17 protein-coding genes are annotated in these 19,067 nt (G+C 58.6%); 11 read left to right on the top strand and 6 right to left on the bottom strand.

Translation table 11 applies throughout. The features are described 5' to 3' along the window. Positions 1-13: 13 nt before the first annotated feature. From eptB to KHQ23_RS06350, 3 genes are all read right to left on the bottom strand, one after another. A complete protein-coding gene (gene eptB, locus KHQ23_RS06360) occupies positions 14-1,687 on the bottom strand; it encodes a kdo(2)-lipid A phosphoethanolamine 7''-transferase (protein WP_004152427.1) in 1,674 nt (557 codons plus the stop codon). A gap of 242 nt (positions 1,688-1,929) precedes the next feature. After that, complete coding sequence (locus KHQ23_RS06355) at positions 1,930-3,135, bottom strand: MFS transporter (protein ID WP_002921907.1); 1,206 nt, start codon at positions 3,133-3,135, stop codon at positions 1,930-1,932. Positions 3,136-3,376: 241 nt separating this feature from the next. Beyond that, positions 3,377-3,958 carry a hypothetical protein gene (locus KHQ23_RS06350; RefSeq protein WP_020803959.1) on the bottom strand — a complete coding sequence of 194 codons (582 nt, stop codon included), beginning with the start codon at positions 3,956-3,958 and terminating at the stop codon, positions 3,377-3,379. Positions 3,959-4,163: 205 nt separating this feature from the next. Here KHQ23_RS06350 and tag point away from each other — a divergent pair, with 205 nt between their 5' ends. Further along, positions 4,164-4,745, top strand: coding sequence for a DNA-3-methyladenine glycosylase I (tag, locus tag KHQ23_RS06345; RefSeq protein ID WP_020803961.1), 582 nt, complete (start codon positions 4,164-4,166; stop codon positions 4,743-4,745). Next, positions 4,723-5,163 carry an N-acetyltransferase gene (locus KHQ23_RS06340; RefSeq protein WP_004173935.1) on the top strand — a complete coding sequence of 147 codons (441 nt, stop codon included), beginning with the start codon at positions 4,723-4,725 and terminating at the stop codon, positions 5,161-5,163. The genes tag and KHQ23_RS06340 overlap by 23 nt, the downstream gene beginning before the upstream one ends. Here KHQ23_RS06340 and KHQ23_RS06335 read toward each other — a convergent pair. Then, a complete protein-coding gene (locus KHQ23_RS06335; RefSeq protein ID WP_020803955.1) occupies positions 5,132-7,462 on the bottom strand; it encodes a molybdopterin guanine dinucleotide-containing S/N-oxide reductase in 2,331 nt (776 codons plus the stop codon). The genes KHQ23_RS06340 and KHQ23_RS06335 overlap by 32 nt on opposite strands. Positions 7,463-7,629: 167 nt before the next feature. On the opposite strand from KHQ23_RS06335, the gene KHQ23_RS06330 reads away from it, so the two are divergent. From KHQ23_RS06330 to ghrB, 6 genes are all read left to right on the top strand, one after another. Then, positions 7,630-8,292, top strand: coding sequence for an OmpA family lipoprotein (locus KHQ23_RS06330; RefSeq protein ID WP_002921917.1), 663 nt, complete (start codon positions 7,630-7,632; stop codon positions 8,290-8,292). 103 nt (positions 8,293-8,395) lie between these two features. Beyond that, a complete protein-coding gene (locus tag KHQ23_RS06325) occupies positions 8,396-9,412 on the top strand; it encodes a LacI family DNA-binding transcriptional regulator (protein WP_002921918.1) in 1,017 nt (338 codons plus the stop codon). Positions 9,413-9,523: 111 nt separating this feature from the next. Continuing rightward, on the top strand, positions 9,524-10,273 hold the full coding sequence (locus KHQ23_RS06320) for a sugar phosphate isomerase/epimerase (protein ID WP_002921919.1): 750 nt from the start codon (positions 9,524-9,526) through the stop codon (positions 10,271-10,273). A 3-nt stretch (positions 10,274-10,276) separates the two neighbouring features. After that, positions 10,277-11,212 carry a sugar kinase gene (locus KHQ23_RS06315; RefSeq protein WP_002921921.1) on the top strand — a complete coding sequence of 312 codons (936 nt, stop codon included), beginning with the start codon at positions 10,277-10,279 and terminating at the stop codon, positions 11,210-11,212. A 104-nt stretch (positions 11,213-11,316) separates the two neighbouring features. Beyond that, positions 11,317-12,597 carry an MFS transporter gene (locus KHQ23_RS06310; RefSeq protein ID WP_002921927.1) on the top strand — a complete coding sequence of 427 codons (1,281 nt, stop codon included), beginning with the start codon at positions 11,317-11,319 and terminating at the stop codon, positions 12,595-12,597. A 24-nt stretch (positions 12,598-12,621) separates the two neighbouring features. Then, positions 12,622-13,593 (top strand): glyoxylate/hydroxypyruvate reductase GhrB, encoded by a 972-nt coding sequence (gene ghrB, locus KHQ23_RS06305; protein ID WP_004145219.1) that lies wholly within the window; start codon positions 12,622-12,624, stop codon positions 13,591-13,593. Positions 13,594-13,701: 108 nt separating this feature from the next. Here the strand turns inward: ghrB and KHQ23_RS06300 are convergent, their stop codons facing one another. Continuing rightward, on the bottom strand, positions 13,702-14,412 hold the full coding sequence (locus tag KHQ23_RS06300; RefSeq protein WP_002921929.1) for a DUF3053 domain-containing protein: 711 nt from the start codon (positions 14,410-14,412) through the stop codon (positions 13,702-13,704). Positions 14,413-14,852: 440 nt separating this feature from the next. Between KHQ23_RS06300 and KHQ23_RS06295 the strand changes: the two genes are divergently transcribed. The 3 genes from KHQ23_RS06295 to cspA all read left to right on the top strand — a co-directional run bounded on the left by KHQ23_RS06295 (position 14,853) and on the right by cspA (position 17,208). Further along, complete coding sequence (locus KHQ23_RS06295) at positions 14,853-16,208, top strand: aromatic acid/H+ symport family MFS transporter (RefSeq protein WP_020802000.1); 1,356 nt, start codon at positions 14,853-14,855, stop codon at positions 16,206-16,208. Between the two features lie 245 nt (positions 16,209-16,453). Beyond that, complete coding sequence (locus tag KHQ23_RS06290) at positions 16,454-16,744, top strand: HTH-type transcriptional regulator (RefSeq protein WP_002921931.1); 291 nt, start codon at positions 16,454-16,456, stop codon at positions 16,742-16,744. 251 nt (positions 16,745-16,995) lie between these two features. After that, positions 16,996-17,208 (top strand): RNA chaperone/antiterminator CspA, encoded by a 213-nt coding sequence (gene cspA, locus KHQ23_RS06285; protein WP_000014594.1) that lies wholly within the window; start codon positions 16,996-16,998, stop codon positions 17,206-17,208. A 98-nt stretch (positions 17,209-17,306) separates the two neighbouring features. Here the strand turns inward: cspA and KHQ23_RS06280 are convergent, their stop codons facing one another. After that, entirely contained in the window at positions 17,307-18,926 is a 1,620-nt protein-coding gene (locus KHQ23_RS06280; RefSeq protein ID WP_020805571.1) for an ATP-binding cassette domain-containing protein, read from the bottom strand. Positions 18,927-19,067 lie beyond the last annotated feature (141 nt).

The following is a 19,067-nucleotide window of genomic DNA, read 5'->3' as shown; positions in this document are numbered from 1 at the left end:
AAACTATCGGGCCTTACTTTTTCCACCGGCACCAGTTGTTGTTCTCATTGATCCCGCCATCCGGCGAGGTATAGCCGAGGCAGCCCATAATGGTGTCGTACAGCTCGACGTGACGGCGCGGCACCTTCATCGCGGCCTGCTGCTGCAGATGGGCAAACGCGGCGGCGTGATCGGGATTTTCCAGGTACTTATCCGACATCCACACCATCATCGGCACGCGGAACTGCTCCGGCGGCGCCATCTTGCGCGGCGTACCGTGCAGGTGTTCACGCTCGTTAATCGACTCCCCGTGGTCGGCGGCATAGAACACAATCGCTTTCTTATCCCGCAGCTGGTCGAGGACGCTGACGATAAAGTGATCGACATAGGTCACGCTATTGTCGTAGGAATTGATCAGTTCCGCTTTCGAGCACTTGTTGTCGACGCCGACGCACTCCGGTTTCCACTGGGCGAAGCTGCGCGGGTAGCGTTGGGTGTAGTTAAAGTGGGAGCCTTTGGTGTGGAGAATGATCAGATGCTTACCGGAGGCGTTGCCCTGCGCCATACCGCGCTTCATCTCATCCACCAGCAGCATATCGTCAACGCTCTTACCGCGGTTGCGCGGCTCGGCGCCAATCTGCTCGCGGTAGGCGATATTGTTGGCCATCGTGTTGCTGTAGAACCACATCTCGCTCTGCATGGCGTACAGATTGCCGCTGAAGCCCAGCTGATGCAGCACGGCAAAGACATTCTGCTCTTTGAGCGTCCGCTGGGGGTTATCTTCCGCCCCGCCCTCGCGCACAAACATGCAGCGTAACGACAGTTTGGTAGCGGTATCGCACGAGTAACCGCGAAAGGCGACGAGATTCTTCTCTTTCTCCAGCTCTGGCGTGGTATTGCGGCTATAGCCGAGGATGCCCATATGGTCCCAGCGGGTCGTTTCGCCAATGATAAACACCACGTAGGTATCATCCAGACCTTCCGGCGCGACGTAGGTGAACTTCTTCGCCGGGTTAATCAGCGATTTGTTGTCTGAGGATTCATCCACCTGCGCCCAGGCGTACAGACCCAGCGCCGACAACCAGTTCGACGGCAGGTAAGAGTTGGCGATCACCCCGCCATAGCTCGGCATATCCACTTCCGAATGGCGCTCCACATCATGCTGGCGCAGCTCTAGCAGGCGGATGGGTCCCCAGACAATTAGTCCGGCCAGCACCACGATCAGCACGTTTTTAACCCGCTGGCCCGGGGTGCGCAGCTGGCGCAGCAGCGTATGGCGGCAGCGGTTGCTCCAGATGAACAGCAACGGCGGCGCGCTCACCGCCACCAGCCAGAGGATCAGGTGCCAGCCGATGACCTCTTTCGACAGGTCGATATCGGTGGTCATCACCGAAGCGATAATCCCGTAGCCAATCACCACATTGAGGAACGTCATGTAGTAACTCGCCGCGGCGGAAAACAGGACAATCAGCGTCGCCAGAATGCGCCAGATACGGCGGCCGAACAGCGACAGAAGACGTAACAGGAAGAAGGTGACAAATACCGTGGCAACCAGTTCAACAACACCGGAAAGCCCTTTCCAGAAAGTGAACTCTTGAGCATAACCATCGAAACGCCGGAAAAAAACGGCGACGTTCATAAACCAGCCGATGTACAGCGCCAGCCAAAAACTAAGCTTCTGCTGCGTCATCGTTCTAATATATTTCATGCAAGCAAACCTGGAAAAAGAAGAATAAAACACCGCCTGACGCTGTGGCACGAGTCAGTAGGCTAATAGGGTGCGTTAGGGTTGGTTATCAGAAACCTCTACAAACCGCGATAAGTAGACCACAGGGAACGAGAAAAGTATCAGGAGGGAATGTGATCCAGCCAAACATTTACAAAACATTTGGCTGGATTGGCACTATTTGCTTAGGGAAATAACCAGGGGCACGTTTCACGCCGCAGGTTTCAGGCGTGCGCCTCGTTATATACCGTGCTTTTCGGCTGACGAATGGTGGTGGATAACGCCAGCGAGAGGATCAGCAGGGCGAAGATCACGCAGAAGGTCACGTAGAAACCGCCGAACAGCGAAGCGATGAGAGAGCCGCAGATGCTGCCGATACCGAAGCCCAGATAAATCACGCCATAGTTTTTCGCCAGATTGTTCAGACCAAAGAACTCACTCACCAGCGACGGGAAGACGGTAATGGTGCCGCCGAAGTTAAAGGCGACGCAGGCGATGGCGGCGAAGAAGGTCAAGGCATTCAGCGGGGCGAACAGCAGCGCGGCCATCCCCACCAGCGACACGACCTGACCGATGGTAATCACGCGAATGCGGGAGATTTTATCAGACAGGATACCTAACACCAGGCGACCGCTGAGGTTCGCAATCGAGATAACCGTTACCGCGTTGGCCGCCGTGGCGACATCCAGGTGGACCATTCCCTGGGCAATATCTTTCGCTACGCCAATTACGTACAGACCGCTCATGCAGGCCGTCAGGAACATCACCGCCAGCATCCAGTACTGCGGTTTACGCATCGATTCGGCGAGGGTGAAGTCGTTTTCCACGACGCCGTTGGCCGCGGTGGCTGCCGGGTGATTTGGCGCATCTTTCATCAGGGTCGCGCCAAAGACGATCATCACCAGCACGATAGCGCCCCAGATAACGAAGGTTTTTTCCAGGCCAACGGTGGCCAGCAGGTGGGAATCAATGAATTTGAACCCCAGGCTGCCGAGACCATAGGAGCCAATGGAGAAGGCGGAGATCAACCCTTTACGCTCCGGGAACCATTTCACGCAGTTCGACAGGGTCAGCAGGTAACCGGCGCCGTCCGCCAGCCCCACCAGCACGCCCGCGCTCAGCCACAGCATCATCAGGCTGCTGGAGTGCGCGGTCAGGAAGAAGCCCAGGCCGAGCAGGATCCCGGAGGCCATGGTGACGCGCTTCACGCCAAAGCGCTCCTGCAGCTTGCCGGCGACCGACGAAGAGAGCGCCAGCCCGAGGCTCAGCAGACCAAAGGAAAAAGCCACCTGACTGACCGGCTCGCCCAGTTTGTCAGACAGCGAACTGTTAAACAGGCTCCAGGTATAAACCGAACCGAGAGCGAATTGGGTGATGATGGTGCCGATCAGTGTCAGCCAGCGGGTCGATTGACGGTTTGCAGCGTTCATAGCAGTTGTCCTGATAAATTAACTGCCGCCACAATAGCGAAGGCCCCTCATCCAGTGGGGGAAAAAGGCATGAACTGCCATCAGCGGGGAATGAAATGCATTAATGTTGGAATGAATGGCATTGCATAACATTCATTCCGTAAATTACAGGCAAAAAGTTAGTGTGCGCTATCTCACAGAAATGCGCCATTGCTGAGATTTAACAATAACCACATCGTTTCAAATGCGTAACAATTCCCGATTAAAAATTGGCGCTGACCCCCATCAAATAGAGCGTATTTTCCCCTGACGGCAGGTTATCCGCCTGCGACAGCGTTGCCCATGCCGCCACGTGGGATCCCAACCGCATATCAGCGCCCAGGGTGACATCGCTCCAGCCTCCCTCCCTGGCACGGGTCATCGGCGCCCAGACATCGCTGGCGAGCGACTGGTTATAGCTCACCTGCGCCCAGGGATGCACGCCCCACAGCGCCTGATAATCCATGCGCCAGCCGAGCGTGTTAACGTAGCCCGCCTCGCCTGCGCTTCTCACCGTCGGCGCGGTGACGTCGCTGCGCAGGCTGGCCACCGGCCCGGAGGTTACGCCGTTTGCCAGCGGATAATTCCAGCCAACGCTCAGGCCGCGGCCGCTGTCCGGCGGCGCCAGCCCCTGGTTTAACGCCAGCCCGCCGGGCGTCTCAGAGGACTTCATCCGCTCGGCGAGAATATCTTCATAACGTGGTTGGTGATCGCTATCCCATGTATAGCGTTCCGACGTATTACTTTTTGTATCGATAGCGATATATTCCTGTTGCCAGGCATTCGCTCCAGAGACACATGACACCCAGACGGATACGCTCGCCGGGATCAAGAACCCCCGGAGGCCATTGCATTTCTTTATTATCATTAATGCGACTCCAGAAAAGAGCCGAATCGGCAATATTGCTGTGTTTTTAGTGGGGATACGATTTCCCTGTATTAACTATTATCTTTATCTTTCAGCCGTCAAGGCGGGCGTCCACTTTTTTAGCGCAGAGGGAGAAACAGCTATGCAGCGTTGCGGATGGGTGAGTCAGGATCCGTTATACATCGAGTATCACGATACCGAATGGGGTGTGGCGCAAAAAGAGGGTCGCCAGCTGTTTGAAATGATCTGCCTTGAGGGCCAGCAGGCCGGTTTATCGTGGATCACGGTGTTAAAAAAACGGCAGAACTACCGCCAGGCTTTTCACCAGTTCGATCCGGTGCGCGTGGCGGCGATGGGTGATGACGATATCGAGCGACTCCTGCAGGATACCGGCATCATTCGCCATCGGGGAAAAATCCAGGCCATTATCGGCAACGCCCGCGCCTATCTGGCGATGGAAGAAAATGGCGAGTCGTTCACTGATTTTGTCTGGTCCTTCGTCGACAATGCGCCACATGTGACCCGCGCTGCGACGCTGGCGGAAATTCCCACCACGACGCCGGCCTCCGATGCGCTGTCGAAGGCATTGAAAAAACGCGGCTTTAAGTTTGTCGGCTCGACAATCTGTTATTCCTTTATGCAGGCCTGTGGGCTGGTCAACGACCATGTCACCGGCTGCTTCTGTCACCCTGGAGGTCAGGATGATCCGCAAGTGGGACACTGAAGATACCGCGCCGCTGCTGGCGCTGTGGCTGGACAGCACGATTCATGCCCATCCTTTTATCAGCGAAAGCTACTGGCGCGACAGCGTCGCGGTAGTACGGGATGTCTATCTTCCCGCCGCCAGCACCTGGGTCTGGGAGCAGGATGGCGAGTTAAAAGGCTTTGTCAGCGTGCTGGACTCCCGTTTCGTCGGCGCGCTGTTTGTCGCGCCGGGCGCCACCCGCCAGGGTATTGGCCGGGCGCTGCTGGATGAAGTCAAACAGCACTACGCCTGGCTGAGCCTTGAGGTTTATCAGAAGAACGAATCGGCGGTGAGTTTCTACCATGCGCAGGGCTTCCGGATTGAAGACTGCGCATGGCAGGACGATACTCAGCACCCGACGTGGATTATGCGTTGGCCGGCGGATCAAATGCCGTAAGCGGCAGCGCCGGGCCGGTATATTTCTCCAGCCACGCCAGGGCGGTGTTCCCGGCACAGCCGTTGCCCAGCCGGGATGTCGGAATATCTTTGGTTAAGACGTTCACCGCCCCGTTTTTGCAGATGCCGACCTGCGGATCCAGGTCGGGCCACGCTCCTTCATGCAGGCAAATCACCCCCGGGCGGATCCCCTCCGTCACCACGGCGCCGGCCAGCACCTGACCGCGGGCGTTCCATACCCGCACCAAATCGCCATCGACAATCCCGCGCGCCTGCGCATCCTGCGGATCAATAGTCACCGGTTCGCGCCCGGCGACGGCATAGCGCTCGCGCAGCGCGGTGTGGTTCAGTTGACTGTGCAGACGGTGGGCCGGATGGGCCGACAGCAGCTGCAGCTGCCCCGCCTCTGCGTTGCCATGCCACTCGTCGGGCTCCAGCCACATCGGATGCGGTGGACAGTCGGCGTAACCAAAAGCGGCGATGGTCGGCGAGTGGATCTCTATTTTACCGCTCGCCGTTTTCAGCGGGTTGGCCTGGGGATCGGCGCGGAAGGCGGCGAAACGCGCAAAACGGGCATTCTCCGGCTCCTCCGGCATCTCAATCAGCTGGTTAGCCTGCCAGAATTCGGCAAATGGCGGCAGCGTCACCTGCTGCTGGGCGCCGCGCCGGGCGGCCATCTGATAGAAAGTCTCCAGCCACTGCAAATCACTCTTCCCTTCGGTGAAGCGTTCGCGGCCACCCGCCTCCCAGCGTTCGCTGAGGTCGGCAAAGACCGCGAAATCGTCGCGCGCTTCATCTCGCGGGGCAACTACCTGCTTCATCGGCACCAGATGCTGGTTACTGTAGTCCCCGGTCATGGTCAGATCGTTGCGCTCAAACGAGGTGGTCGCCGGCAGGACGATATCGGCATGGCGCGCGGCGGCGGTCCAGAAGCATTCGGAAATAACGATAAGCTCCGGTTTCTGCCACGCCTGAATCAGTCGGTTGGTGTCCTGATGATGAGTAAAGTTGGCGCCGCCGGCCCACCAGATAAAGCGAATATCGGGAAAGCGCCGCGCCATGCCGTTGTGCTGATACTCCGCCCCCGGATTCTCCAGCGCCTCGACAATTCGTGCGACCGGGATCTTCTCCACCGCGTCCACGCCTCCGGCCACGCTCCCCTGCATCGAGCCCAGCACCGCCGCGCGGCGGGTCGGGTTGCCGCCGTTGGCAAAATGGTAGGAAAGACCAAATCCGCCACCGGGGGTGCCGATCTGTCCCAGCATGGCGGCCAGAGTGACCAGCATCCAGTGTTTCTGCTCGCCATACTGCTGACGCTGCATGCCCCAGCCGGCCATCAGCATAGTGGTATTTTCGTGGAAAAGTTTCGCCAGTTCGCGGATTTTATCTGCTTTAACGCCGCAGATCGCTGCTGCCCAGTCAGCGGTTTTCGCTACGCCGTCGCTTTCACCGGTCAGATAGCGGGCAAAAATATCGTAGCCGCTGGTGCAGCGGGTAAGAAACGCATCATCCTGCCAGTCATTTTCCACCAGCGTATGGGCGATCCCCAGCATCAGCGCGACGTCGGTGCCCATATGCGGCGCGATCCACTCCATCGAATCGCCAAAGAAATCGACGGTTTCCGATCGCATCGGATCGATGCAGATCAGCCGCTTACCGCTCTGGCGCAGCCGATCAAACCACGGGATCCCTTGCTCGTCGGAGGCATTCCAGGCAATTTTCAGCGTGTTCAGCGGGTTGGCGCTCCACAGCACCACCACTTCGCTGTGCTCGAGCACCAGCGGCCAACTGGTCTGCTGCTGATACACCTCATTGCCGCCAACGACATAAGGCATGATCGCCTGCGCCGCGCCGGTGGAGTAATCGCCAAGATGGCCGGTATAGCCGCCCGCCAGGCTCATATAGCGCTGCAGCAGCGTCGCCGCCTTATGCAATACGCCGTTAGAGCGCCAGCCGTAGGAGCCGGCAAAAATGGAGGCCGGACCGTAGCTGTCGCGGATCCGCCGATGCTGGGCATCGATCAGATCCAGCGCCTGCTCCCAGCTCACCCGCACGAATTCATCCTGACCGCGGACCCCCTGGGGCTTGTCCGGTGAAGCAAGGAAGCCTTTACGCACCATTGGATAGCGCACGCGGGTTTTGCTGTGCACCTGATCGCGCACTGCCGTTTGCAGCGAGTTGGCAAACGGTGTCGCCAGCGCGCCGCGGGAAGAGAGGACGTTTTCCCCGTCCGTTTCCACCAGCATCGGTCCCCAGTGGGCGGCGGTTAAGATGGTTTTGGTTGCAGATGAGGTTGGCAAGGGCGGCTCCTGGTCAGCGAATGCAGGTGTCATGACGGCGTGATGGGCAACCGTTCAATGTTATTTACAAAAAGAGATGGTATCCGGGGAATTTTCTCCGTAATCGCGCGTCATAATCAACCGTCACGTTCGCTGTGACAAAGAATAAAAAGGATTAAGGATATTAAATGAAAAAACGCGTACTTATGATTGCGGCGCTGGTCAGCGGCACTCTGGCCATTTCTGGCTGCACCACCAACCCCTATACCGGTGAACGTGAAGCAGGCAAATCCGGTATTGGCGCAGGTATTGGCTCCTTAGTGGGCGCTGGCGTCGGCGCGCTCTCCTCTTCCAAACATGACCGCGGCAAAGGCGCGCTGATTGGCGCAGCGGCCGGCGCGGCGCTCGGCGGCGGCATTGGTTACTACATGGACGTGCAGGAAGCGAAGCTGCGCGACAAAATGCAGGGAACCGGGGTCAGCGTGACGCGAAATGGCGACAATATCGTGCTGAACATGCCGAATAACGTCACCTTCGACAGCAATAGCGCCAACCTGAAGCCGGCCGGCGCCAACACCCTGACCGGCGTGGCCATGGTGCTGAAAGAGTATGAGAAAACCGCCGTTAACGTGGTCGGCTATACCGACAGCACCGGCAGCAAGGATCTGAATATGCGTCTGTCGCAACAGCGTGCGGACAGCGTCGCCAGCGCGCTCATCACCCAGGGCGTGGCGGCCAATCGCATTCGCACCACCGGCATGGGCCCGGCGAACCCTATCGCCAGCAACAGCACAGCGGAAGGCAAAGCGCAGAACCGTCGCGTGGAAATTACCCTCAGCCCGCTGCAGTAAGCGCAACCTCATGTCGCCCGGCAGCCGCTCTGCCGGGCAAAATGCTTGATATCGCTATTTTTCGCGCTAAGGTGTTGGCAGATTTTCAGCAAAGGAAGCCACCATGGCGAAAGCGGCGCGTGCAACTATCAGCGATGTGGCGAAAGCCGCAAAGACCGGCAAAACCAGCATTTCACGTTATCTTAACGGCGAGAAGCATCTGCTTTCCGACGACCTGTTATCACGTATTGAAAAAGCCATTGCCGAACTCGACTACCGCCCCAGCCTGATGGCCCGCGGCCTCAAACACGGCCGAACCCGCCTCATCGGCCTGATCATCGCCGATATCACCAATCCCTACTCGGTCAACGTCATGAGCGGCATTGAAGCAGCCTGCCGGGAAAAGGGCTTCACCCTGCTGGTGTGTAATACCAATAACGAGCTCGATCAGGAGCTGCACTACCTGGACCTGCTGCGCAGCTACCAGGTGGAAGGCATCGTGGTCAACGCAGTCGGTATGCGGGAGGATGGCCTGAACCGCCTGCAGCAGTCGGCCCTGCCGATGGTGCTGATTGACCGTAAAATCCCCGACTTCGCCTGCGATGTGGTCGGGCTTGATAACGCCCAGGCCGCCACCACCGCCACCGAACATCTGGTGGAAAAAGGATTCGAGGCCATCCTGTTTCTCAGCGAACCGCTGGGCTCGGTGAATACCCGTCGCGAGCGCCTGAGCGCCTTTCGCGCCACGCTTGCCCGCCACCACGGCGTGGTGGCCGAAAACGCCGAGGTGCAGCTTAACGACGGCGCGATGCTGGACAACGTCCTGCGTCAGTTCCATGCCCGCCACCGCGGGATGCGCAAAGCGGTCATCTCCGCCAACGGCGCGCTGACGCTGCAGGTAGCCCGCGCCCTGAAGCGCGTCGGCCTGATCTGGGGGAGCGATATCGGCCTGCTGGGCTTCGACGAACTGGAGTGGGCGGAGCTGGCCGGCGTCGGTATTACCACCCTCAAACAGCCGACGTGGCAGATCGGCTACGCGGCGGTCGAACAGGTTATTCGGCGCATTGCCGGCACTAACGACCCCATCCGCGAACGGGTATTTTCCGGCGAGCTTATCGTCCGCGGATCAACCTCCCGTTAACGATCCTTCGTGATGCCGATCATAAATTAAACATCTCGCCCTTTCTTATGGAACCGATACCATCTAGCGTATTAAGGAGATTAAGCAACAAACGCCGGGAGTAAGAGCGCGATGGCCAGAAAAATTATTGTCGTTACCGCTGCGTATGGTAATGACCATGTTAAATCCTTAGGCGGGCAGGCCGCCGTCCTGCCGTTTATCGCCAACGCCGGCGCGGACGGCGTCGAAATCCGCCGCGAGCTGTGCAGCGCGGAAGAGCTCAACGCTCTGCCCTCGCTGGCGGCCACCATTGAGCGCCACGGCCTGCTGGCCTGCTACTCCGCGCCGCAGGCGCTGTTCACCGACAACGGCGAGCTTAACCCGGATCTCCCGACGCTGCTCGCGGAAGCGCAAACTCTGAACGCTCTGTGGCTGAAGCTCTCCCTTGGCCATTTCCTCCACAATCAGCAGTTGGATGAGCTGCGCGATATCCTCAGCGACAGCGGCATGGCGTTGGTGGTAGAGAATGACCAGACCGACTGCGGCCAGCTGGCGCCGATGCAGCGCTTCAAAGCCGCCTGCCGGGTCCATCAGCTGCCGATCACCTTAACGTTTGATATGGGCAACTGGCTGTGGGTTGGCGATTCGCCGGAAGAGGCGGCACGTCATCTTGCGCCGGCAGTCAGCTATATTCATGTTAAAGCGGCGGAGCCTCATCATGAGAAATTCCGCGCTGTACCGCCGGATCAGGCCGCCGAACGCTGGCTGGCCCTGCTCGATAATCTTCCCGCCGACGCGCCGCGTGGAATCGAGTTTCCGCTGACTGGCCATGACCTGACGGCCGTGACCCGCCGCTACGTCAACCTGTTACGCGAGGATTAAGTCGTGGAAAATTTAGATGTCATCACCATCGGCGAAGCTATGGCCATGTTTGTCGCCACCGAAACCGGGGATCTGGCCGAGGTGGAGCATTTCATGAAACGTGTCGCCGGCGCCGAGCTGAACGTCGCCACCGGCCTGGCGCGCCTGGGTCTGAAAGTCGGCTGGGTGAGCCGCGTCGGCAACGACAGCTTTGGCCGCTTCGTACTGCAATCGCTGGCGAAAGAGGGGATCGATAGCCACGCTGTGGCCATCGACAACCGCTTCGCTACCGGTTTCCAGATGAAATCGAAAGTCGAAAATGGAACCGATCCCATTGTGGAGTATTTCCGCAAAGGATCCGCAGCCAGCCATCTTTCGCCGGACGATTTTCGCGCCGACTACTTCACCAGCGCCCGCCATCTGCACCTGAGCGGCGTCGCGGCGGCCCTTTCTGAGAGCTCTTACGCGTTGCTGGAGCATGCGGCGAAGGTAATGAAAGCCGAAGGAAAAACCCTCTCTTTCGACCCCAATCTGCGCCCGGTGCTGTGGAAAAGCGAAGCCGAGATGGTGGAGAAACTCAACCGTCTCGCCTTCCAGGCTGACTGGGTTTTGCCAGGCTTAAAAGAGGGCGTGATTCTTACCGGCCAGCAGACCCCGGAAGGGATTGCCGATTTCTATCTCTCCCGCGGCGTCAAGGCGGTAGTCATTAAAACCGGCTGCGACGGCGCCTGGTTCAAGAGCGCCAGCGGCGAACAGGGAACGGTCGATGCCATTAAAGTCGATAACGTCGTCGATACCGTCGGCGCCGGCGACGGCTTTGCCGTCGGGGTGATTAGCGCCCTGCTGGAAGGCAAAACCCTGCTTCAGGCGGTGAACCGCGGCAATAAAATCGGTTCGCTGGCGATTCAGGTCCAGGGCGACAGCGAGGGGCTGCCCACTCGCGACGCGCTGGGCGAGTAACTTTTCTACGCAACGATAACAGCCGTCCTGTACCCTACCTGCAGCGCGGCACAGCAGCGTCCGTTTCGACGGACGTATGTCTCCTCATTGACAGAGGCAAGCCTATGAATAGCTCAACAAATGCAACGAAACGCTGGTGGTACATCATGCCTATCGTGTTTATCACGTATAGCCTGGCGTACCTCGACCGCGCCAACTTCAGCTTCGCCTCCGCGGCAGGCATTACCGAAGACCTGGGCATCACCAAGGGGATCTCCTCCCTGCTGGGGGCGCTGTTCTTCCTCGGCTACTTCTTCTTCCAGATCCCCGGCGCTATCTATGCGGAGCGCCGCAGCGTTCGCAAACTGATCTTTATCTGCCTGATCCTGTGGGGCGGTTGCGCCTCCCTGACCGGTATTGTGCATAATATCCCGGCGCTGGCGGCGATCCGCTTTATCCTCGGCGTCGTCGAAGCCGCGGTGATGCCGGCGATGCTTATCTATATCAGCAACTGGTTCACCAAATCAGAGCGCTCTCGCGCCAACACCTTCCTGATCCTCGGTAACCCGGTGACGGTCCTGTGGATGTCGGTAGTCTCCGGCTACCTGATTCAGGCCTTCGGCTGGCGGGAAATGTTCATCATCGAAGGGGTGCCGGCGGTGATCTGGGCCTTCTGCTGGTGGGTGCTGGTGAAAGATAAGCCGTCGCAGGTGTCCTGGCTGGCGGAGAGTGAAAAAGCGGCGCTGCAGGAACAACTGGATCGTGAACAGCAAGGCATCAAAGCGGTGCGTAACTATGGCGAAGCCTTCCGCTCCCGCAACGTGATCCTGCTCTGCGCGCAGTATTTTGCCTGGAGTATCGGCGTATACGGCTTTGTACTGTGGCTGCCGTCGATTATCCGCAGCGGCGGTGAAAATATGGGGATGGTGGAAGTGGGCTGGCTCTCTTCTGTCCCGTACCTGGCGGCCACCATCGCCATGATCGTCGTCTCCTGGGCCTCGGATAAACTGCAAAACCGTAAGCTGTTCGTCTGGCCGCTGCTGCTGATTGGCGGACTGGCCTTCATCGGTTCCTGGGCGGTCGGCGCCAACCACTTCTGGGTCTCCTACACCCTGCTGGTGGTAGCCGGGGCGGCAATGTATGCGCCTTACGGCCCCTTCTTCGCCATTATTCCGGAAATGCTGCCGCGCAACGTCGCCGGGGGCGCCATGGCGCTGATCAACAGCATGGGCGCCCTGGGCTCCTTCTGCGGCTCGTGGTTTGTCGGCTACCTGAACGGCGCCACCGGCAGCCCCGCAGCGTCCTATATTTTTATGGGGGTAGCGCTTTTCGCCTCAGTATGGCTGACTTTGATTGTTAAGCCTGCTAATAATCAAAACCTTCCACTTGGCGCTCATCACGCCTGAACGACTCATACTACGGAGATTCGCATGAAGCCGTCTGTCATTCTCTATAAAACGCTTCCCGACGACCTGCTACAGCGTCTGGAGGAGCACTTTTCCGTCACTCAGGTGAAAAACCTGCGGCCGGAGACCGTTTCGCAGCACGCTGAGGCCTTCGCCCAGGCTGAAGGCCTGCTGGGCTCCAGCGAAAAGGTTGACGCCGCGCTGCTGGAGAAGATGCCGAAGCTGCGTGCGACCTCCACCGTTTCCGTTGGCTATGACAACTTCGACGTCGAGGCGCTGAACGCCCGCCGGGTGCTGCTGATGCATACCCCGACCGTGCTGACCGAGACCGTCGCCGATACGGTCATGGCGCTGGTGCTGAGTACCGCGCGCCGGGTGGTGGAAGTGGCGGAGCGCGTCAAAGCGGGTGAATGGACGAAGAGCATTGGTCCGGACTGGTTCGGCACGGATGTTCACCATAAAACCTTAGGCATCGTCGGCATGGGCCGCATCGGTATGGCGCTGGCGCAGCGCGCCCACTTCGGGTTCGGCATGCCAATCCTGTATAACGCGCGTCGCCAGCATCCGCAGGCGGAAGAACGCTTCAATGCCCGCTATTGCGATCTCGATACCCTGCTGCAGGAGGCTGACTTTGTCTGCCTGATCCTGCCCCTGAGCGAAGAGACTCACCATCTGTTCGGTCAGGCGCAGTTTGCCAAAATGAAATCTTCCGCCATCTTCATTAACGCCGGGCGTGGCCCGGTAGTGGACGAGCAGGCGCTGATCGCCGCCCTGCAGAACGGTGAGATCCACGCTGCCGGTCTCGATGTGTTCGAACACGAACCGCTGGCCAAGGACTCACCGCTGCTGAGCCTGCCGAACGTCGTCGCGCTGCCGCATATCGGCTCCGCCACCCATGAGACGCGCTACAACATGGCGGCCTGTGCGGTGGACAACCTGATCGACGCCCTGAACGGCAACGTAGAGAAAAACTGCGTCAATCCGCAGGTAAAATAAGCCATAAAAAAACCCGGGTAACGGCGGCAACCGCCCTCCCCGGGTTCTTTTTGCATCCTGTCCATCATCCTGCCCGTTCGCCGCAGCCAACGTCAGCCAGATGAAGCATTAACGGGTGGCGTTCACCGCCGCCGTCCATGCCTGATTAAACGCCTGATGCTGCGCCGCCAGCGGCCCAATCAGCGCATTGTACTGGCTGGCCTGCTGGGAGGTCGGGAACTGAATGCCGTTGGCGACAAAGCTCACCTGCGTCCCCTGCTGAGCGACAAAATCCCCAACCTGAACCAGCTGCTGGGTAAAGATCTGCGCGGCCGGGATCAGCGGCTGCAGCGCGTCGGCTGGCGCCGTCACCACCTTGGCGTAAACCTGATCGAAGACCGGCTTGAGATCGTCAGCCTGCTTCAGCGCGCCATGCGCGGCATCGGCCTGCATTTTCGCATTCTGCAGCTGCTGGCTGAGCACGCCCAGCGCGCCGTTCGCCTGACGCAGCGGCTCACGCTGGGTCATATAATCCTGCGGGACGCGGATCGCATTGACGCTGTCCACCACCGGGCGCAGACCAGCGTCCATCGCCTGGCTCACCTGCTGCGAGTAACCGTAGATCACCGCGTAGTCAGAGACAAAAGGCCCAAACTGTTTTTTCTGATCGGCGGTCAGCGTCGGCAGACGTTCACCGCTACGCATCGCCGTATTCTGCAGGAAGTCGATAAACGCTTTGCGCTGATCGCCCTCTTTATCAAAACACCCACTCAGGCTAACCACCATCAATAAGGCCGCCATAGCCGCAAACCAGCGAGAGCAGGACTTTCCTGTCGCCATTTTTTTACTCCTTTCAGCCAAAAAAAGCGCACAACGGCACACACGTGCCAGACGCTGACAAGGATAGTCCAGCTCGGCCTCGCAGGATACCCTTTCCTGCTAATCTTACGCGGGAAAAACACCATTTTGCACGCCATCGTCGCGCTGTAGAACGTCTGTTATGCGCATCACAAATATGGTCTTAAGATCAGGTGGGCCAGAACTTAATAAGTCATTGATATTAATATAAATAAAAAGCCACAACCCGGCACTGCGCCTTAAAGCGGACGATAATCGCACGCTTTGGCACGCGTCTGGATTGCCTGCCTCGCACTTCAATGATTTGATGAATGAGCGATTAACGGCGATATGTTCGATTATCGCACAAATCAAACTCAACGACGCGAAGGCGACGATAATAATAAACCTCTGTCCCTCGCTCAGTCTGCCAGGAAAGCCGTATGACTAAGACAACCATCGACATTCAGGCCTTTATCAACGAGCACCCCTTCACCCGCTACCAGTGGATGATCCTTGCGCTCTGCTTTATCACCGTCGCGATGGACGGGTTCGATACCGCAATTATCGGGTTCATCGCCTCCGACCTGGTGCAAGAGTGGGGCGTGGAAAAATCGGCTCTCGGCCCGGTGATGAGCGCCGCGCTGGTGGGTCTGGCGGTCGGCGCCTTAACCGCAGGGCCGCTGGCTGACCGCATCGGCCGCAAAAAAGTGCTGATCATGTCGATCGTGGTGTTCGGCGGATTCAGCCTGCTCACCGCCTTCGCCACCAGCCTTAATCAGCTGACGCTGCTGCGCTTCCTGACCGGTCTGGGCCTTGGCGCGGCGATGCCGAATGCCGCGACGCTAATGAGTGAATATGCGCCGGAGCGCCGTCGGGCGCTGCTGGTGAACCTGATGTTTGTCGGCTTTCCGATGGGATCTTCGCTGGGCGGCTTTTTATCCGCCTGGATGATCCCGCACTATGGCTGGCAGAGCGTGCTGGTGCTGGGCGGCGTGATGCCCCTCCTGCTGGCGGTGGCATTAATATTCCTGCTGCCAGAGTCCGTCCGCTATCTGGTGGTGAAGCAGCACCCGGCGCAGCGCATTGCTGCTATCCTGCGCCGTATCGCACCGCTGCCGAAGGCAGTGGAATTTGTACTACGCGAAGCAGGCCAGGTGAAAGAGAAATCCGCGATCGGCGTCATTTTCTCCCCTCGCTACGCGGTGGGTACCGTGATGCTGTGCCTGACCTACTTTATGGGCCTGCTGATTTTCTATCTGCTGACCAGCTGGCTGCCGCTGCTCATCCGTGAAACCGGTGCCTCGATGAGTCAGGCCTCAATTATCACCGCCCTGTTCCCGCTCGGCGGCGGGATTGGCGTGCTGATCCTCGGCGCCCTGATGGACAAGATTAACCCCAATAAAGTGGTGGCCGTCGGCTGGCTGCTGACCGGCGTTTTTGTCTGCCTGGTGGGCTTCTCCACCAGCAGCCTGGCGCTAATGGGAGTGATGGTCTTTATCGCCGGCAGCATTATGAACGGCGCGCAGTCGTCGATGCCGGCGCTGGCGGCTGGCTTCTATCCGACGCAGGGGCGCGCCACCGGCGTCGCCTGGATGCTGGGTATCGGCCGCTTCGGCGGCATCCTCGGCGCGTTCAGCGGCGCCTTCCTGATGCAGGCTCAGCTCTCCTTTGAAACCATCTTCACCCTGCTGGCCATCCCGGCGTTCCTGTCAGCCTTTGCGCTGCTGATCAAGTACCGGGTCAGTAAATCCGTGCCGGCGACGACAGATGAGGCGAGAAGCCTGCAGAAAGCCTAACCCTATAAGCCGGCGCCCCGCGCCGGCTTTGCCGCTTTTTTCTTATCCGTTTACAAAAATTTTCGAAGCCACCTCATCGCGTTAATAATCATTCTTTTAGGCTACGCTGCCGTTTGGCTGTCGGGGCAGATTCGATAGCCTGTTGGCAAATAATCACCGACGTTACCATCCCTTGCGCCATTTTCTGACTATTCTTAATGAGCTATAGAAAAATCTTTTCCGCTGTGTGATAAAAGGAGTTCTCAATGGAATATAAAGATCCCGTGTTTGAACTGCTGAGCAGCCTGGAACACATCGTTTTTAAGGATGATAATCAGAAACTTACCTCAAACCGTAAGTCCACTGTATTTAGTGAATTTGAACAGCTGCGTAAAGGCACTGGACTTAAGATTGACGACTTTGCCAACGTCATGGGCGTGAGCGTCGCCATGGTAAGAGAGTGGGAGTCGAGACGGGTCAGACCGTCTCCCACCGAGCTGAAATTGATGCGCCTGATTCAGGCCAATCCACAGCTTTCACGACAATTACTCGATTAATCTCGCGCGCAGCGGCAAAGGCCAGTAAGGGAGCTTTTGCCGCTGCACCGTAAAAAAAGTTTGCTATCAGGTGCTGAACGTGCGTTAATGCTCGCAGGTTTGATGTACAGACCACAGAGCAGTCGAATAGAGCAGTCCTTCTAAGGTTATCCAAAGATACCCCCGTAGTGAACTTTCCCTTTATCGCTTTAAATCTGTAGTCCAGACCCCTACGCCGCAAGGCTCACTTATTTTTTTAAAGGTAATTCACTATGTCCGGTAAAATGACTGGTATCGTAAAATGGTTCAACGCTGACAAAGGCTTCGGCTTCATCACTCCTGACGATGGCTCTAAAGACGTGTTCGTACACTTCTCTGCTATCCAGAACGATGGCTACAAATCCCTGGACGAAGGTCAGAAAGTATCCTTCACCATCGAAAGCGGCGCTAAAGGCCCGGCAGCTGGCAACGTAACTTCTCTGTAAGTTCAAGCCGCTAAGAATCGAGAATCCCTGCCTGATGGCGGGGATTTTTTTTATCTGTCGCCAGTAGCCGCCAGCATAAGATGGCGGCTACTGGGCATTCAGAGCAGGGAAAAGTGCCAGCCCGTCTCCCGCCACGCCAGACTATGGGTCAGCTTCAGACCTTGTAAAAACGCCTCATCATGCGACACCACCAGCATCGCGCCGGGAAACGCCGCCAGCGCGCTTTCAATAGCCTGCGTCGATGCTAAATCGAGATGGTTGGTCGGCTCATCCAACAAAAGCAGTTGGGCAGGCTCGCGTCGCCAGAGCACGCACGCCAGCGCCGCTTTCAGGCGCTCGCCGCCGCTGAGCGCCGACAGCGGCAGAGTGACCTTATCCGCGCCCAGCTGGAGCTGCGCCAGGCGGGTGCGCAGGAGGCCCTCATCCAACGGGGTATCTTCCAGGCTCAGGTGCGCCATTACCGACAGGGATAAATCCAGCTGCGTCAGATGTTGATCGAGGTAAGCGGCGCTCACCGAAAGCCGGACATCGCCTGACGCGGCCTGCTCCAGCCCCAACAGCGTTTTCAGCAAAGTGGTTTTGCCACAGCCGTTTGGCCCCTTTAGCGCGATGCGCATCGGACCATCGATACGCCAGTTCAGCGGCGCAGCCGGCGCATGGTCGAGCTGTAATGACTCCACCACCAGCACCTGCTTGCCGGCGGCCACTTCGCTACCCGGCAGGGTGAACATCACCGGATTGTCGTCTTCTATCCGCTCCCGCGCCTGCTGCACGGCGGCATTCAGACTGCTGTTCTGTTCACGATGCTGACGGCGCAGCGCTCCCGGGCGCTCTTTTGCCGCGCCTTTGTACTTCACGCGTTCGAAGGAGGCGATATTTAGCGTATCAACGGTACGCAGCGTCTGAGCCGAGCGCCGCTGGGCGGCGTCATGCTCCTTTTGCATTCGCGCGCGGGTGCGCCGTCGGTCGGTCACGGCATGCTCCAGCGCCGCGCGCGCGGCCTGCTGCTCCGCCATACGCTGGCGCTGATATTCAGCATAGTTGCCGCCGTAGCTGCGCAGCGCCGTCGGCGTCAGCTCAATAATCCTCGGCATCCGCGTCAGCAGCTCGCGGTCGTGGCTGGCGATCAGAGCCCCGCCCTGCCAGCTTTCCAGTTGGTGATAGAGCCACTCCCGCCCCTGGCGGTCCAGATGGTTGGTAGGCTCATCCAGCAGCAGATAATCGGCGCCCGAGACGAAGGCGCCGCACAGCAGAGCCTTCATCCGCTCGCCGCCGCTGAGTGAAAACGCGGGGCGATCGGCAGAGAACGGCGGGAGATCGGCTTCACGGAACGCTAAACTCAGGCGATCGGTGAGATCCCAGTGACCATCTAACAGATCGAAATCGTCGGCCAGCCCTTGGCCCTGTTCAAGGCGAGACAAGGCGGCAAAAACCGACGCATAGCCCAGCAGCGTAGCGAGGGTGGTCTCCGGCGTGAGCGTCGGCTGCTGCGCTACCCAGGCAACGGCGGCGGCGCGCTCAATATGGCCGCCGGCAGGAGAATCAAGGCCCGCCAGCAGACGCAGCAGACGCGTCTTGCCGACGCCGTTCCGGCCGACCAGGCCGCAAAGGGACGGTTCCAGCGAGACGCTGAGCGGACCAAACAGGGTCTGCCCCGTCGCAAACTGACAGGTGACCTGATGTAAAACAAAAGCGGGGATGTGGGCGCAATGAGCCATAAGCACTCCTGAATGAAATCAATACTCCCCTACCCGCAACGTCTGCGAGGTAAGGCGTGAAATTCATCAGTCGTGTTTGTTCATTTGTGGGGCGCGCTCCGGTGAGACGAGGGATTCGTCGGGACATAGGATAGCCACACT

Source organism: Klebsiella sp. 64 (genome assembly GCF_018223915.1).
In the GTDB taxonomy this organism is placed as follows: Bacteria; Pseudomonadota; Gammaproteobacteria; order Enterobacterales; family Enterobacteriaceae; genus Klebsiella; species Klebsiella pneumoniae.
Note: the sequence above shows the minus strand (reverse complement) of the source record. Positions and strands in the feature narration are given on the sequence as shown.

Excerpts from the sequence above, each read along its gene's own strand:
- eptB (WP_004152427.1), bottom strand. The coding sequence starts at position 1,687 with ATGAAATATATTAGAACGATGACGCAGCAGAAGCTTAGTTTTTGGCTG.
- KHQ23_RS06355 (WP_002921907.1), bottom strand. The coding sequence starts at position 3,135 with ATGAACGCTGCAAACCGTCAATCGACCCGCTGGCTGACACTGATCGGC.
- tag (WP_020803961.1), top strand. The coding sequence starts at position 4,164 with ATGCAGCGTTGCGGATGGGTGAGTCAGGATCCGTTATACATCGAGTAT.
- KHQ23_RS06340 (WP_004173935.1), top strand. The coding sequence starts at position 4,723 with ATGATCCGCAAGTGGGACACTGAAGATACCGCGCCGCTGCTGGCGCTG.
- KHQ23_RS06330 (WP_002921917.1), top strand. The coding sequence starts at position 7,630 with ATGAAAAAACGCGTACTTATGATTGCGGCGCTGGTCAGCGGCACTCTG.
- KHQ23_RS06325 (WP_002921918.1), top strand. The coding sequence starts at position 8,396 with ATGGCGAAAGCGGCGCGTGCAACTATCAGCGATGTGGCGAAAGCCGCA.
- KHQ23_RS06320 (WP_002921919.1), top strand. The coding sequence starts at position 9,524 with ATGGCCAGAAAAATTATTGTCGTTACCGCTGCGTATGGTAATGACCAT.
- KHQ23_RS06310 (WP_002921927.1), top strand. The coding sequence starts at position 11,317 with ATGAATAGCTCAACAAATGCAACGAAACGCTGGTGGTACATCATGCCT.
- ghrB (WP_004145219.1), top strand. The coding sequence starts at position 12,622 with ATGAAGCCGTCTGTCATTCTCTATAAAACGCTTCCCGACGACCTGCTA.
- KHQ23_RS06300 (WP_002921929.1), bottom strand. The coding sequence starts at position 14,412 with ATGGCGACAGGAAAGTCCTGCTCTCGCTGGTTTGCGGCTATGGCGGCC.
- KHQ23_RS06295 (WP_020802000.1), top strand. The coding sequence starts at position 14,853 with ATGACTAAGACAACCATCGACATTCAGGCCTTTATCAACGAGCACCCC.
- KHQ23_RS06290 (WP_002921931.1), top strand. The coding sequence starts at position 16,454 with ATGGAATATAAAGATCCCGTGTTTGAACTGCTGAGCAGCCTGGAACAC.
- cspA (WP_000014594.1), top strand. The coding sequence starts at position 16,996 with ATGTCCGGTAAAATGACTGGTATCGTAAAATGGTTCAACGCTGACAAA.
- KHQ23_RS06280 (WP_020805571.1), bottom strand. The coding sequence starts at position 18,926 with ATGGCTCATTGCGCCCACATCCCCGCTTTTGTTTTACATCAGGTCACC.